Source organism: Streptomyces sp. NPDC051211, from assembly GCF_040689505.1.
GTDB lineage: Bacteria > Actinomycetota > Actinomycetes > Streptomycetales > Streptomycetaceae > Streptomyces.
Genome location: NZ_JBFBAV010000004.1, coordinates 49,523 through 63,127, shown reverse-complemented (window position 1 = coordinate 63,127; position 13,605 = coordinate 49,523). Strand labels below are relative to the sequence as shown.

The following is a 13,605-nucleotide window of genomic DNA, read 5'->3' as shown; positions in this document are numbered from 1 at the left end:
GCGTCAGGAGCACCGTGTACCCACATCGCCAGGCCACCCTCACCGCCGCAGCCCTGCTGACAGCGGCCGCCGCCCTCGTCACCGGCTGCGGCGGCGGCGCGTCGACCGGCGGGCCCGCACAAGCCGGCTGTCCCGCCGCCCTCGCGAAGGCCGAGGCAGCCGTCCGGCAGGCCGAGAACACCGACGCCTCCTGGAACGGCCCCACCAGCGGCCCCGCCGCGGTTTCCGGCAAGAGCATCGTCTACGTCGCGCAGACCATGACCAACCCGGGCGTCGCAGGCGTCGCCAAGGGGGTGGAGGAAGCCGCGAAGACGATCGGCTGGAAGGTCCGGGTGATCGACGGCGAGGGCACCCCCGCCGGCATCCAGGCGGCGCTCAGCCAGGCCATCACCCTCAAACCCTCGGGCATCGTCATCGGCGGCTTCGATCCCCGGCTGACCTCGCAGCAGGTGGCGCGGGCCCGGGCGGCGGGCATCCCGGTCATCGGCTGGCACGCGGTGGATTCCCCCGGGCCGAGCGAGAGCACCGGGCTCTTCACCAACATCACCACGAAGGTGGGGGACGTGGCGAAGATCAGCGCCGACTGGATCATCGCGCGCTCCCGGGGCGAGGCAGGAGTCGTCCTCTTCACCGACGACTCCATCCCGTTCGCCAGGAACAAGGCCGAACTGATCAAGAAGGAGCTCGCCGGCTGTTCCGGCGTGGCGCTCCTGGCGTACGAGAACATCCCCATCCCCGACGCGAGCAGCCGCACCCCCCAGGAGGTCTCCTCGCTCCTGTCCCGCTTCCGGAACAGGTGGACCCACTCCGTCGCCATCAACGACCTCTACTTCGCCGATGCCGCCCCGGCCCTCCGAGCAGCGGGCAGACCGGGCTCCGGACCGCCCTTCAACATCGGCGCGGGCGACGGCGACCCGTCCGCCTTCCAGCGCATCAACAGCGAGCAGTTCCAGGCCGCCACCGTCCCCGAGCCGCTGTCCCAGCAGGGCTGGCAGATCATCGACGAGTTCAACCGCGCCTTCGCCGGCCGGCCCGCCAGCGGCTACGTGGCCCCCGTCCACATCGCCACGGCCGACAACAGCAGCGGCGCCGAGTCCTGGGATCCGTCCGGTTACCGCGAGGCGTACCGGAAGATCTGGGGCACCTGACGGCACCGGACCGGCATCTGACCGGCATCTGCTCAGCGCGAGGCCGACACGAGGCCCAGCTCGTAGGCGGTGATGACCAGTTGGACCCGGTCACGGGCCGGCAGCTTGGTGAGCAACCGCCCCACGTGCGCCTTGGCCGTGGCCGGGCTGATGGTGAGCTCGGTGGCGATCTCGTGGTTGGACAGGCCGCGTCCGACGAGGGTGAGTACCTCGCGCTCCCGGTCGGTGATGCCCTCGACCGTTCTGCGCCGGGGCGCGGCCGCGGGTTCGGGGCGTGCGGCGAACTCCCCGATCAGGCGGCGGGTCACGCTCGGCGCGATCAGGGCGTCGCCGGCGGCGACCACGCGGATCGCGGTGAGGATGTCGTCCAGGTCCATGTCCTTGACGAGGAATCCGCTCGCGCCCGCGCGCAGTGCGCCGTAGACGTACTCGTCGTCGTCGAAGGTGGTGAGGACCAGGACCCGTGCCGTGCCCGGGCCTGCCGTGATCAGTGCGGTCGCCTCGATGCCGTTCATGCCGGGCATGCGGATGTCCATGACCACCACATCGGGCCGGACGTCCCGGGCCAGCCGGACCGCCTCGCTGCCGGTGCCGGCTTCTCCCACGATTTCCAGGCCGGCGCTGTCCGCGATGAGTACGCGCAGCCCGGCGCGGACCAGCGGCTGGTCGTCGACGAGTACGACGCGGACGGGGGTCGCGGTCATCGCACGCCTGCCGGCGGCACGGGGAGCCTTGCGGCCACGCGGAAGCCGCCTTCGGGGCGGGGCCCGGCGGTGAACCGGCCGTGCAGCAGGGCGGCCCGCTCGCGCATTCCGGTGATGCCGTAGCCGGTGCCCGCAGGTGCGGTCCCGTGACCGTCGTCGGTGATGTCGATGGACAGTTCGTCCTCCCGGTAGTCGATGACCACCCGGCACTCATGGGTGCCCGCGTGGCGGACCACGTTGGTGATCCCCTCCTGGATGATGCGGAAGGCGGACAGTTCGACCTCCCCGGGCAGCGGGCGCCGTACTCCCCGCCACTCGACGTCGACCCGTACCCCGCCGTCCTTCGTGGTGGCGACCAGCGATTCGATGTCCGCCAGGCCCGGCAATGGGGTCGCCGGCGCGCCTTCCGGTTCGGCCTTGCGCAGGGCTCCGAGCATGCGCCGCAGGCCGGCCAGGGTGTCCCGGCTGGTGGTCTCGATGGCGGCCAGCGCGTTGCGGGCCTCGGTCGGCTGGGTGTCGATGACCCGGCGGCCCGTGCCGGCCTGGATGGCGATGATGCCGATGCTGTGCGCGACCATGTCGTGCAGCTCGCGGGCGATCCGCAGCCGTTCGGCGGTGACCGCCTGGACTGCGGCCTGGGCCCGCATGGTTGCTGCGTGTTCGCGGCGCTCGCGGACGAGGTGGCCGGCCATCCAGGCGAGGGCGAGCGTCAGGACGAGGAACACGAGGCCCGAGACGAAGGCGTCGGACCCGCTGCGGTAGTAGGTGGCGGCGGCGATCTGCACGACGAGGGCCGAGGCCGCGGCGACGAGCACGGTCCGGGGCCTCCGGGTGGCGGCGATCCAGCCGACGGCGAGATCGGTCACCAGCGCCTGCAGAGCGCCCATCTGCCATCCCTGCTCCGGTGCCGAGAAGGGGAAGGTGGAGGCCAGTTGCGAGGCCGCCGTCACCGTCGCGGCGAACGAACCGGCCAGCATCAGCGCCAGGGTGGGCAGCGGCCGGCGCCGTAGGAGGGGAAGGGCCAGAACGGAGAGTGCGGCCGGCAGCAGCAGCCGCACACCGGTGGACTCCTGCTCGTTCAGGACCGCGACGAACAGCAGGACCGGGTAGGCGAGCGCCCCGCACCAGGCCAGGGTCTCGGCCGCGGCCGGTCGCAGGCGCAGGCGCCAGGGGCGGGCGGCGGGGTGGATCGGTGGGGCGCTCATGTCGCGATCATAGGTACGGGCCCGGTGCCGGGGCATCGGCCCGCAGGCGTACGCCCGCGGGCCACCGGCGGATCCCGCGGGTGTGGCCGCCGGGCCGATGCCCCGCGGGCACCTCCCGCGGCACCGTGGCCTGGTGATCGAAGTCAACGAACTGACGAAGCGATACGGCGCCACCACCGCCGTCGACGGCCTGACCTTCACCGTCCGCCCCGGCCACGTCACCGGGTTCCTCGGCCCGAACGGCGCCGGCAAGTCCACCACGCTGCGGATGATCCTCGGCCTGAACGACCCCAGCAGCGGCACCGTCACCGTCGGCGGGCAGCCGTTCCGGGGGCGCCCGCGGGGGCTGCGGCACGTCGGGGCACTGCTCGACGCCCACGACGTCCACGGCGGACGCAGTGCACGGGCGCACCTGTCCGCGCTGGCGCACAGCAACGGGCTGCCGCGGCGCCGGGTGGACGAGGTACTGGAGGAGGTCGGGCTCGCAGCCGCCGCCCCGCGCCGCATCGGGGGGTTCTCGCTCGGGATGAAGCAGCGGCTCGGCATCGCCGCCGCGCTGCTCGGCGACCCGCCCGTCCTGCTGTTCGACGAGCCGCTCAACGGGCTGGACCCGGAGGGCGTGCTGTGGGTGCGCGGCCTCTTCCGGCGGCTGGCCGCGGAGGGCCGTACGGTGCTGGTCTCCAGCCATCTGATGCGCGAGATGGAGCACACGGCCGAGCAGTTGGTCGTCATCGGCCGGGGCGAGCTGATCGCCGCCGAGAGCCTGGCGGAGTTCGCGGCACGCGGCACCCGGTCGAGCGTGACCGTCCGTACGCCCGACGTCGCCGGACTGACGTCCGTCCTCGGCCCGGAGGGGGCGGTCGTCCGCGAGGAGGACGACGGCTCGTGCACGGTGACCGGCCTGGGTGCGGAGCGCATCGGCGAACTCGCCTTCCACCACCGCGTCCTGCTGCACGAACTCGCTCCCCGGGCCGCCTCCCTGGAAGAGGCCTTCATGGGACTCACCGCCGACAGCGTCGAATACGGCGCAGGAGAAGCAGGAGGAGCACGATGACCACCACACGGTCGGTGTCCGGACCGGAGATGTACGCGACCACCCCCGACCCGCGGGCCCGGTTCCGGGATCTCCTCACCGCCGAGTGGATCAAACTGTGGTCGCTGCGCTCCACCTACTGGGTCCTCGGACTCGGCCCGCCGGCGGTCATCGGGATCAACGTGAACTCGGCCCGGTCCAATGCCGACCGGCTGGCGCACCAGCCCGAACTGCCGCCCGCCCCGCCGCCCGGGTTCACCGACGGGCCCGAGATGCTGTTCGATCCCCTGGCGACCGCCTTCGTGGACCCGGCCTGGCAACTCCTCATGGTGATCGCCGGCAGCGTGGGTGCCATCGCGGTGTTCGGCGAGTACACCACCGGGCTGATCCGCACCACTTTCGCCGCCGTCCCCGCGCGCCGTGCGGTGATGGCGGCCAAGGTGACCGTCATGGCGGCGGTCATGCTCGTCCTCGGCGCCGTCGTCGCGGTCACCTCGTTCGGGGTGACCCAGGCGATCCTGCGCGACCACCACGGCGTGTCCATCGGCGACCCGGGCGCCCTGCGGGCCGTCGCCGCCTCCGCGCTGCTCGCCCCGCTGTGTGCCCTCGTCGGGATGGCTCTCGGCGCCCTGGTCCGGCACGCGGCGGGCAGCATCGTGGCGGTGGTCGGCGTGCTGCTGATGCTGCCGTCGCTCTTCGGGGGCGAGACGTACCGGTGGGTCAAGGAGATTGGCAACGCGATGCCGCTCACCGCATGGCACGCCCTGGTCCAGAACCCGACGCGGGACTACGGGGTGGACAAGTACCCGGTGTCGGTGGCCGAGGCGTGGATCGTGTTCGGTGCGTGGTCGCTCGTCGCGGCATGCGTCGCGGTGGCCGTCGTGCACCGCCGCGACGTGTGAGCCGGCCCGGGCCCCGGGCGAGCCGGTGAGGACGTCCGGGCCGGCCGGGGCGGGCCGGCCCGGACGTCGTGATCACACGAGGTCGAACCGGTCCAGGTTCATGACCTTGTCCCACGCCGCGACGAAGTCCTTCACGAACTTCTCCTTCGCGTCATCGCTCGCGTAGACCTCCGCGAGCGCGCGCAGTTCGGAGTTGGAGCCGAAGACGAGGTCGGCGCGGGTGCCCGTCCACTTGACCTGGCCGGTGGCCGCGTCGCGCCCCTCGAAGGTGTTCCGGTCCTCGGACGTCGCCTTCCACGTCGTGCCCAGGTCGAGCAGGTTGACGAAGAAGTCGTTGGTCAGCGTCCCGGGGGCGGCGGTGAACACACCGTGCGGCGACTGCTGGTGGTTCGTGCCCAGGACGCGCAGGCCGCCGACGAGGACGGTCAGCTCGGGGGCGCTCAGGTTCAGCAGGTTCGCCCGGTCGAGCAGCAGGTACTCGGCCGGCAGCCGGTTGCCCTTCCCGAGGTAGTTGCGGAAGCCGTCGGCGGTCGGCTCGAGCGCGGCGAACGACTCCACGTCCGTCTGCTCCTGCGAGGCGTCGACGCGGCCCGGCGTGAACGGGACCTCGATGTCGAAGCCGGCGTCCTTGGCGGCCTGTTCGACGGCGGCGGCACCGGCCAGCACGATCAGGTCGGCGAGGGAGATCCGCTTGCCGCCGGTCTGGGCGGTGTTGAAGGCCTCCTGGATCCCGGTCAGGGTGCGCAGCACCACCGCCAGCTGGTCGGGCTCGTTGACCTCCCACCCGCTCTGCGGCTGGAGGCGGATGCGCGCGCCGTTGGCGCCGCCGCGCTTGTCGCTGCCGCGGAAGGAGGAGGCCGAAGCCCAGGCGGTGGACACGAGCTGGGACACCGTGAGGTCCGAGTCGAGGATCCGGCTCTTGAGGGTGGCGATGTCGCCGGCGTCGACGAGTTCGTGCGTCACCGCGGGCAGGGGGTCCTGCCACAGCAGCGTCTCGGACGGGACCTCCGGACCGAGGTAGCGCACGACCGGGCCCATGTCGCGGTGGGTCAGCTTGAACCAGGCGCGGGCGAAGGCGTCCGCGAGCTCTGCGGGGTTCTCGAGGAAGCGCCGCGAGATCTGCTCGTACGCCGGGTCGAACCGGAGCGAGAGGTCGGTCGTCAGCATCGTCGGGGCGTGGCTCTTGGACGGGTCGTGGGCGTCGGGCACGGTGCCGGCCCCGGCGCCGTTCTTCGGCCGCCACTGCTGTGCGCCGGCGGGGCTCTCGAACAGCTCCCACTCGTGGCCGAACAGGATCTCCAGGAAGCTGTTGTCCCAGGTCACCGGGGTGTTCGTCCAGGTGCCTTCGAGACCGCTGGTGATCGTGTCGGCACCCTTGCCGGTGCGGAAGGTGCTGCTCCAGCCCAGGCCCTGCTGCTCCAGCGAGGCGGCCTCGGGGTCGTCGCCGACGTGGTCCGACGGGCCCGCTCCGTGGGTCTTGCCGAAGGTGTGGCCGCCCACGATCAGGGCGACCGTCTCCTCGTCGTTCATCGCCATCCGGCGGAAGGTCTCACGGATGTCGCGGGCCGCGGCGAGCGGGTCCGGGTTGCCGTTCGGGCCCTCCGGGTTGACGTATATGAGGCCCATCTGGACCGCGCCGAGGGGGTTCTCCAGCTCCCGGTCGCCGGTGTAGCGCTCGTCGTCGAGCCAGGTGGTCTCGGGACCCCAGTAGACGTCCTCGTCGGGCTCCCAGACGTCCGCACGGCCGCCGCCGAAGCCGAAGGTCTCGAAGCCCATCGACTCCAGGGCGACGTTGCCGGAGAGGATCATGAGGTCGGCCCAGGAGAGGCTCTGGCCGTACTTCTTCTTGACCGGCCACAGCAGGCGGCGCGCCTTGTCGAGGTTGGCGTTGTCCGGCCAGCTGTTGAGGGGGGCGAAGCGCTGCTGGCCGGCGCCGGCGCCGCCGCGGCCGTCGCTGATCCGGTACGTGCCCGCGCTGTGCCAGGCCATCCGGATGATGAAGGGGCCGTAGTGGCCGAAGTCGGCCGGCCACCAGTCCTGCGAGGTGGTCAGCACCTCCTCGATGTCCCGCTTCACGGCCGGGAGGTCGAGGGAGTTGAACGCCGCCGCGTAGTCGAAGTCCCCGCCGAGCGGGTTGGCCACGGCCGGGTTCTTGGCGAGGATCTTCAGGTTGAGCCGTTCCGGCCACCACTGGCGGTTTCCGCCGCCCTGCGTGGGGTGCGGGGCGCGCCCGTGCGCAACGGGGCAGCCGCCTTCGCCTTCCGGCCGGGGGTCGGTGACGATTGCATCATGGTTCTCAGGCATGGGCATCCCTGCTGTTGTCCTGTCCCTTGGTTGTCGCCGGAACCGATCCTACGATGGACCTAGTCCAAGTCAATGAGAGAACCAGACTCGGACGAATTCGTTCGTCAGACGGTGCACAGACACAGTGAGGCGGGGTGGCAATGAGCGATCTGCTGGGGCGGCTTCGCGAGCGTGGCTGGCGGATGACCGCCCAGCGACGGGTGGTTGCGGAGGTGCTCGACGGCGAGCACGTCCACCTCACCGCGGACGAGGTGCTGGAACGCGCCGCCGCCCGGCTGCCGGAGATCTCCCGGGCGACGGTCTACAACACCCTCGGTGAGCTCGTCTCGCTCGGCGAGGTGGTCGAGGTCTCCACCGGCCGCGCCAAGCGCTACGACCCGAACGCCCATCGGCCGCACCAGCACCTGGTGTGCTCGGGCTGCGGCACCATCCGGGACGTCCGCCCGGCCGGCGACCCGCTGGCCGACCTGCCCGCCTCGGAACGCTTCGGCTTCACCGTCTCCCAGGCCGAGGTGACCTACCGCGGCGTGTGCCCCGACTGCGCCCGCTCCTGACCCGCGGGCGGCTCAGAGCGCTGCGCCGCCGGTGTCCGCCGCCCACCGCTGGAGCACGTACACCAGGTCGCTCCAGATCCCGCAGGCCAGGAGCACGCCGACGAGCACGAGCATCCCGCCGCCGGTGCGCAGCACCCAGACGTAGTGCCGTTTGACCCAGCCGAACGCGTCGAGTGCCCGGCGGAAGGCCAAGGCCGCGCACACGAACGGCAGTCCCAGTCCCAGGCAGTAGGCCGCCATCAGGAAGGCCCCGCGGCCGGCGCTCGCCTCGTTCCAGGCGAGGAGATCACCACGGTGGCCGGAACGGCCTGCGGGTTGACCGCGTCCCCGCCGGGAAGAGCAGGGGCAATGCCCCGCGGGGGTCGTGGATGCTGGGGAATCCCTGGCCGTGGGCGGCCACGAAGGAGCGGGCCGCTCCGACGTCCGGATCACGCGTGTTGATGCCGAGGAAGCGTACGCCGGAGGCGGCGGTCCCCTCGTGCACCTCTTCGAGTGCTTGGGCCTCGGACCGGCAGGGGCCGCACCACGAGGCCCAGATGTTGACCACGAGCGGAGAGGGGTTCAGTTGCCGGTGAACGAGATGCCCTGCTCGGTCACGGTCAGGGGGACTCGGTGGTCGTCGACCGGGAGCATGCACCCCTCGGTGGCGTTGCACAGTGCGTAGCCGACGGACACGGATGCCGGACCGGGCCCGTCGGCCGTCAGGGGCAGCGTGGTGGTGACCGGCCCGTCCGGGTAGACCGGCAGGGTCTCCTCGGTTCCGGGACTGGGAATCCGCCGCACCGGTGCGTCGGCGGTCAACTTCCCGTGGGCACGCAGGGAACCGAGGACCGCGACGGACGTGGGCCGGCCGATGCCGTCGATCCCCTCCGGCGGTAGGTCGACGCTGTAGAGGTGGAAGCCGGGCTCCTGGGGCACGAAGTCGGCCGTGAGCGTGCCGTGCCGGCCGTCCCAGGCGGTCACCCGGAGGGTGACCGCCACGCCGTTCGCGGTGAACGAGGCGGAGGGGGCGTCCGCCGCCCGGTCGTCGTCCTCGCCGGTGCAGGCCGCCAGGGTGAGGAGCAGGGCGGCGGACAGCAGGGCGGCGGACAGCAGGGCTGCCCGGCGTGCTCCCGGCGGCCGCCTCACTTGGCCCACGTACGCAGGAAGGCGCTCAGGCCGTCCACGGTGAGCTGGGGGTTGCCGGTGGCGTGGGTGTCCGTCCGCACCTGGCCGGAGGGCGAGACCACGATGAGCACCGGCATCTTGTAGCTGCCGCCGCCGCTGCTGTACTTGCGCAGCTGGGCGAAGTTAGCCGAATCCTGGCCCCCGATGTCGATCTTGACGAGGTGGTACGAGTCGTTCAGGATGCCGGCGACCGAGGGCGTCGCGAACGCCTTGTCGGCGGCCCTGCAGTTGCCGCACCAGTTGGCGCCGAAGTCCAGGAGAACCTCCTTGCCGTCGGCCTTGGCCGCCTGAAGGGCTGCCGCTATGGCCTTCTCACCGCTGCCGGCCGGGTAGCCGGGCTTGGGTGCCTGGCCGCCGGAGGGCGGCTGCGACGTGGGGGCGCCGGGCTTGCGGGGGCTCTGCGACGGCTTCGACGTGCCGTTCGTGCCGTTCGTGCCCGGCTGCCGGGTTGCGCCGGGCCGCGCTGATGCCGAACCGGAGGGAGCGGTGGTCCCGTTGGCCGGGGCGCTCGGTGCGGGCGAGGCCGATGCTGCCGTCGAAGGGCCGCCGGCCTCCGCGTCGGCCGTGGTGGCCGCCGCGCCGGGCGAGGCCTGTGCGACCGAGGCGCTCACGGACCGGGTGGAGTCCGAACCGTTGCACCCGGTCAGGGTGGTGACGGCGAAGCCGGCCGTCAGGAGCAGGGGCAGTGCCCGGTTGCGAGAACTCATGGTGGTGCCACCTCACATGGATCCGTGACTTGCGGGACCCGCCCGTAGCGGCGCGCACAGCGGGGCCGGAACGGGGCGGGGGCGGCAGGGCGGGGGCGGTTCCCCGGAGCCCGGTCGGCCGTGGGCCGGGTGCGCTCGGTTCCTGTCGCCGGTCGCGAGCATAGGAACCGAATCCGCTGTTCGGGGGCGTGGCGGTGGCTCTTCAAGAAGCCCTAAGGAAGGCATTGGGCCGGCCACGGTTTCGGCTCGGGCAAATCGCCCCAAGGCAGGCCCGGTCCGGGGCCCCCGGTCAGGGCGAGGAGGTCTCGCGGACGCTCGCCCGGGCCGTGGGGGTGATGGTCGCGGTGATCTCCGAGCGGTGCGAGGCGCCGGTGAAGGTCACGACGAGTGTCTGCGCGCTGACCTGACGGGTCTTCACGCTGTAGCCCTGGTGCGGTACCGCCGAGATCAGGCAGACCGCCCGACTGCCGTAGCGCACGGTCGCCTTGCCGCCTTGCGAGGGGACGGTGTGGGTGCCCGCCCCGCCCGGGGCGCATTCCGGATCGGGACCGGCGGAACCGGGTGCGGCGGGCGTGGCGCCGCCGCTCCGGGAGGTGGTGGGCGCGGGGTGGGCGGTCCGGGTGGGCTTCGACGGTGTCGGTGCGGCCGCCGGTTTCGCGGTCCGCTGCGGACCGGGTTCCCCCGTCGCGGCCGGCCCGGACCGGGTTGCCGACGGCACGGCGGAAGGGCCGCCCGATATGTCTTCCTGGGCCGACTGTGCCACCGGCGCGGTGGGCCGGGTGGAGCCGACGACGAAGCGGGCGGCGAGCGTCACGACCGCGACGCTCGCCGCCGTGCAGGTCAGCCATATGATCAGGTAGCGCAGGAGGCGGGGCACGACACCATGGTGACGGACGCGCTAACGTGCCTGCCCATGGCCTCCGTACTGGTCGTCGAGGACGACCCCGTCATACGCACCGCCCTCATCGAGGCACTCGGCGCACACGGACACACCGTCCGGACGACCGCCTACGGTTTCGAAGCCCTGCGGGAGATCACCGAAGGTGCTCCGGACGTCGTCGTCCTCGACCTGGGCCTGCCCGACCTGGGGGGCCTGGACGTCCTGCGCATGGCCCGGGGCGTCTCCCGGGTGCCGATCCTGGTGGCCACCGCGCGCGACGACGACGCGGAGATCATCCGGCTGCTCAACTCCGGCGCGGACGACTACCTCGTCAAGCCCTACTCCGCGGGGCAGCTGGCCGCGCGGATCGCGGCCGTCCTGCGCCGCTCCCAGGCGGCCTCCGGTCCGGTCGCCCGGCGGGACGTGCTGCGGGTCGCGGACCTCACGATCGACCGCACCGCCCGAACCGCACACCTGGCGGGCGCGGAGCTGGTGCTGACGCGCAGGGAGTTCGACCTGCTGGCCTACCTGGCCGAGCACGCCGACCAGGTGCTGTCCCGCAAACGCATCCTGACCGAGGTCTGGCGGCAGCCCTACCTCGAGGAGCCGACGATCGACGTCCACCTCTCGGCGCTGCGCCGGAAGCTGGGCGAACGCGCGGCGCGCCCCCGCTACCTGCACACGGTGCGCGGCATCGGGATCAAGCTGGTCAGCACTCCGTGAGACGGACCCTGACCGGCATCGCACTGGCCGCCACCGCGATGGTCGCGCTGTCCTTCCTGATCCCGCTGGCCATGCTCGTACGCGAACAGGCCCGGGACCGGGTGACCACGGCGGCCGAGCAGCGCGCGGCCGCGCTCTCCCCCGTCCTGGCCCTGACCACCCGTCCGCAGGATGTCCGGCAGGCGGCCTTCGAACTGGATCCGGCCGGCCGGCTCGCCGTCCGCCTCCCCGACGGCGGTGCGGTGGGCACGCTCCACGCCGATACGGCGGCGCTCGCCGGAGCGGCACGCGACCGGGAGACCCTCGCCCTGGAGCTCGCCGACGGCTGGGTCTACCTCCAGCCCGTCGTACTGCCGCAGGACCGGGTGGCGGTGGTCGAGGCCTTCGTGCCGGGCGAGGAGCTCGAACGCGGAGTCCTGGTCTCCTGGGGCGTGATGCTGCTCGTCGCGGTGGGGCTGGTCGGAGGTTCCGTGCTGGTGGCCGACCGGCTGGGGGCACGGGTGGTGCGCTCTTCGAAGAGCCTGTCCGCGGCCGCGCTGGCGCTGGGGTCGGGGGACCTGGAGGTCCGGGTGCAACCGGACGGTCCGCCCGAGCTCCAGGAGGCGGGTGCGGCGTTCAACACCATGGCCGACCGGGTCGTACGGCTGCTGGCGCTCGAACGGGAGCTGGTGGCCGACCTCTCCCACCGGCTGCGGACGCCGCTGACCGCGTTGACCCTGGAGGCCGAGCGGCTCGAAAGGACCCCGGGCGGGCACCGGATCACTGCCGCGGTCAACGCCCTGGAGCAGCAGCTGGACGAGATCATCACCACGGCGCGGGCCCCGTTGGCCGCTGTCCCGGTGAGCGCGGGGCACGCCGGGTGCGACGTGTCCGAAGTGGTGTTGGGGCGCCTGGAGTTCTGGTCGGTGCTCGCACGGCAGCAGGGGCGCTCCTGCGAGCGGTCCGCCACTCCTCGGCCCACGCCCGTGCGGATCGCGGAGGACGAGGTCGCCGCGGTGGTCGACGCCCTGGTCGGCAACGTCTTCCGGCACACCCCGCAGGGGACGGCCTTCGGCGTCCGGGTGGAGCGTACGGAGACCCGCGTGCTGCTCACGGTGGACGATGCGGGTCCCGGGGTGGCGCAACCCGACCGGGCCCGGGCCCGCGGGGTGAGCGTCGCGGGCTCCACCGGGCTGGGCCTGGACATCGCGGGTCGCGCGGCGGCGGAACCCGTGGAGATCGCCCGGGCCCCGATGGGCGGCGCCCGGGTGCGGGTGGCCTTCGCCCTGGCCGAGCCTTCGGACACCCCCTAGGGGGTGCCGGGCGTCGCGGGCCAGGCGGGACTTTGACGACAGGGCTTAGCGGGGCGCCCCGAAGTTCTGCGTCCACCACGGGCCGCCGGCACCTCGGTCGACGCCCACGCCGATCTCGGTGAACCCGCAGTTGAGGATGTTGGCGCGGTGGCCGGGGCTCTTCATCCACGCGTCCACGACGGCCCGCGCGTCCCGCTGTCCCTGGGCTATGTTCTCGCCCAGCCGGCTCCAGGAGTACCCGGCCGCCTCGACCCGGGTGGTCATCGTGGACCCGTCCGGCCCGGTGTGGGACATGACGCCGGACTTGGCCATGGTGGCGCTGTAGGCGCGGGCCGCCTCCACCAGGTCGGGGTCGGTCGTCAGCGGCGCGCAGCCGGCTTCCCGGCGGTGCTGGTTCACGAGGGTGAGCACGGTGGCTTCCGCGCTGTCCGCCGTTCCACCGCCCGCGGGCTTGGTGCCGGCCGGCCGGGCCGTGGCGGTGGGGCGGCTCTTGGACGGCGTGCCGGTCGGGCGGGGCGACGGCTGGTCGCGGGCGTCCTCGGTGGGCCGTGCGGTGGCCGGAGTCCGGCTCGGCGACGTGGTGCCGTTGGGTGTGGTGGCCGACGGGGAGGCGAGCGGGGCCTGTTGGACGGAGGCGGTGACACCGGCCTCGGGGGTACCGGTTGCCGCCTGAGTGCCCTGGTCAGCCGGGGGCGTGGGCCGGGCGGCAGCGGGGCTGCGGTCCCCGCCGTCGTGGGCCACGGCCACTCCGAGCGCTGCCGTTCCGACGAGCAGGCCGGCGGCCAGCGCCACCCGTACGCGTCGCTGCCGCCGGCTGCGGATGCGGGAGCGGGAGCGGGTCGGGAGGTCGGATCGGGAGGACTCGGGGCGGCCGGGGGTCATGGGCGTGGCACCTCACAGGAGGGAGGACTGGTGTGGGGAGGCCGGCGGACTCTGCGGGCCGCCGTACGATGCGGAGCCCAGAGTAGGTCGGGCAACCGGCGGGA

At 72.9% G+C, this 13,605-nt stretch carries 14 protein-coding genes and 1 pseudogene; 6 read left to right on the top strand and 9 right to left on the bottom strand.

What is annotated here, in order from left to right:
- Nucleotides 1–14: 14 nt before the first annotated feature.
- Nucleotides 15–1,148 carry a substrate-binding domain-containing protein gene (locus tag AB0447_RS06555; RefSeq protein WP_366475395.1) on the top strand — a complete coding sequence of 378 codons (1,134 nt, stop codon included), beginning with the start codon at nucleotides 15–17 and terminating at the stop codon, nucleotides 1,146–1,148.
- A 32-nt stretch (nucleotides 1,149–1,180) separates the two neighbouring features.
- Here AB0447_RS06555 and AB0447_RS06550 read toward each other — a convergent pair whose 3' ends face one another.
- Nucleotides 1,181–1,852, bottom strand: a complete 672-nt coding sequence (locus AB0447_RS06550; RefSeq protein ID WP_366475394.1) for a response regulator transcription factor — start codon at nucleotides 1,850–1,852, stop codon at nucleotides 1,181–1,183.
- Nucleotides 1,849–3,057, bottom strand: coding sequence for a sensor histidine kinase (locus tag AB0447_RS06545; RefSeq protein WP_366475393.1), 1,209 nt, complete (start codon nucleotides 3,055–3,057; stop codon nucleotides 1,849–1,851). Before AB0447_RS06545 ends, AB0447_RS06550 begins: the two co-directional genes overlap by 4 nt.
- Nucleotides 3,058–3,190: 133 nt before the next feature.
- Between AB0447_RS06545 and AB0447_RS06540 the strand changes: the two genes are divergently transcribed.
- The gene (locus AB0447_RS06540) at nucleotides 3,191–4,111 is read left to right on the top strand and encodes an ATP-binding cassette domain-containing protein (RefSeq protein WP_366475392.1); all 921 of its coding nucleotides are present in this window, start codon (nucleotides 3,191–3,193) and stop codon (nucleotides 4,109–4,111) included.
- Entirely contained in the window at nucleotides 4,108–4,992 is an 885-nt protein-coding gene (locus AB0447_RS06535) for an ABC transporter permease (RefSeq protein ID WP_366475391.1), read from the top strand. The genes AB0447_RS06540 and AB0447_RS06535 overlap by 4 nt, the downstream gene beginning before the upstream one ends.
- A 72-nt stretch (nucleotides 4,993–5,064) precedes the next feature.
- Here the strand turns inward: AB0447_RS06535 and katG are convergent, their stop codons facing one another.
- A complete protein-coding gene (gene katG, locus AB0447_RS06530; RefSeq protein ID WP_366475390.1) occupies nucleotides 5,065–7,296 on the bottom strand; it encodes a catalase/peroxidase HPI in 2,232 nt (743 codons plus the stop codon).
- A gap of 140 nt (nucleotides 7,297–7,436) precedes the next feature.
- Between katG and AB0447_RS06525 the strand changes: the two genes are divergently transcribed.
- Nucleotides 7,437–7,850: a Fur family transcriptional regulator gene (locus AB0447_RS06525; RefSeq protein ID WP_366475389.1), complete on the top strand. Its 414-nt coding sequence runs from the start codon at nucleotides 7,437–7,439 to the stop codon at nucleotides 7,848–7,850.
- 12 nt (nucleotides 7,851–7,862) lie between these two features.
- Here the strand turns inward: AB0447_RS06525 and AB0447_RS06520 are convergent, their stop codons facing one another.
- The 5 genes and pseudogenes from AB0447_RS06520 to AB0447_RS06500 all read right to left on the bottom strand — a co-directional run bounded on the left by AB0447_RS06520 (nucleotide 7,863) and on the right by AB0447_RS06500 (nucleotide 10,601).
- Complete coding sequence (locus AB0447_RS06520; RefSeq protein ID WP_366475388.1) at nucleotides 7,863–8,282, bottom strand: cytochrome c biogenesis protein CcdA; 420 nt, start codon at nucleotides 8,280–8,282, stop codon at nucleotides 7,863–7,865.
- Nucleotides 8,209–8,397: pseudogene (locus AB0447_RS06515) on the bottom strand (TlpA disulfide reductase family protein); the annotation flags it as partial. The pseudogene AB0447_RS06515 and the gene AB0447_RS06520, both read right to left, overlap by 74 nt.
- Before the next feature lie 14 nt (nucleotides 8,398–8,411).
- Nucleotides 8,412–8,987, bottom strand: coding sequence for a hypothetical protein (locus tag AB0447_RS06510; protein ID WP_366475387.1), 576 nt, complete (start codon nucleotides 8,985–8,987; stop codon nucleotides 8,412–8,414).
- The gene (locus AB0447_RS06505) at nucleotides 8,975–9,724 is read right to left on the bottom strand and encodes a thioredoxin family protein (RefSeq protein WP_366475385.1); all 750 of its coding nucleotides are present in this window, start codon (nucleotides 9,722–9,724) and stop codon (nucleotides 8,975–8,977) included. The genes AB0447_RS06510 and AB0447_RS06505 overlap by 13 nt, the downstream gene beginning before the upstream one ends.
- A gap of 289 nt (nucleotides 9,725–10,013) precedes the next feature.
- On the bottom strand, nucleotides 10,014–10,601 hold the full coding sequence (locus tag AB0447_RS06500; protein ID WP_366475384.1) for a hypothetical protein: 588 nt from the start codon (nucleotides 10,599–10,601) through the stop codon (nucleotides 10,014–10,016).
- 36 nt (nucleotides 10,602–10,637) lie between these two features.
- On the opposite strand from AB0447_RS06500, the gene AB0447_RS06495 reads away from it, so the two are divergent.
- Nucleotides 10,638–11,327 carry a response regulator transcription factor gene (locus tag AB0447_RS06495; RefSeq protein ID WP_366475383.1) on the top strand — a complete coding sequence of 230 codons (690 nt, stop codon included), beginning with the start codon at nucleotides 10,638–10,640 and terminating at the stop codon, nucleotides 11,325–11,327.
- On the top strand, nucleotides 11,324–12,619 hold the full coding sequence (locus AB0447_RS06490; RefSeq protein ID WP_366475382.1) for a HAMP domain-containing sensor histidine kinase: 1,296 nt from the start codon (nucleotides 11,324–11,326) through the stop codon (nucleotides 12,617–12,619). Before AB0447_RS06495 ends, AB0447_RS06490 begins: the two co-directional genes overlap by 4 nt.
- Before the next feature lie 45 nt (nucleotides 12,620–12,664).
- On the opposite strand, the gene AB0447_RS06485 is transcribed toward AB0447_RS06490, so the two are convergent.
- Nucleotides 12,665–13,501 carry a CAP domain-containing protein gene (locus AB0447_RS06485; protein WP_366475381.1) on the bottom strand — a complete coding sequence of 279 codons (837 nt, stop codon included), beginning with the start codon at nucleotides 13,499–13,501 and terminating at the stop codon, nucleotides 12,665–12,667.
- Nucleotides 13,502–13,605 lie beyond the last annotated feature (104 nt).

Excerpts from the sequence above, each read along its gene's own strand:
- AB0447_RS06550 (WP_366475394.1), bottom strand. The coding sequence starts at position 1,852 with ATGACCGCGACCCCCGTCCGCGTCGTACTCGTCGACGACCAGCCGCTG.
- AB0447_RS06545 (WP_366475393.1), bottom strand. The coding sequence starts at position 3,057 with ATGAGCGCCCCACCGATCCACCCCGCCGCCCGCCCCTGGCGCCTGCGC.
- AB0447_RS06535 (WP_366475391.1), top strand. The coding sequence starts at position 4,108 with ATGACCACCACACGGTCGGTGTCCGGACCGGAGATGTACGCGACCACC.
- katG (WP_366475390.1), bottom strand. The coding sequence starts at position 7,296 with ATGCCTGAGAACCATGATGCAATCGTCACCGACCCCCGGCCGGAAGGC.
- AB0447_RS06525 (WP_366475389.1), top strand. The coding sequence starts at position 7,437 with ATGAGCGATCTGCTGGGGCGGCTTCGCGAGCGTGGCTGGCGGATGACC.
- AB0447_RS06505 (WP_366475385.1), bottom strand. The coding sequence starts at position 9,724 with ATGAGTTCTCGCAACCGGGCACTGCCCCTGCTCCTGACGGCCGGCTTC.
- AB0447_RS06495 (WP_366475383.1), top strand. The coding sequence starts at position 10,638 with ATGGCCTCCGTACTGGTCGTCGAGGACGACCCCGTCATACGCACCGCC.
- AB0447_RS06485 (WP_366475381.1), bottom strand. The coding sequence starts at position 13,501 with ATGACCCCCGGCCGCCCCGAGTCCTCCCGATCCGACCTCCCGACCCGC.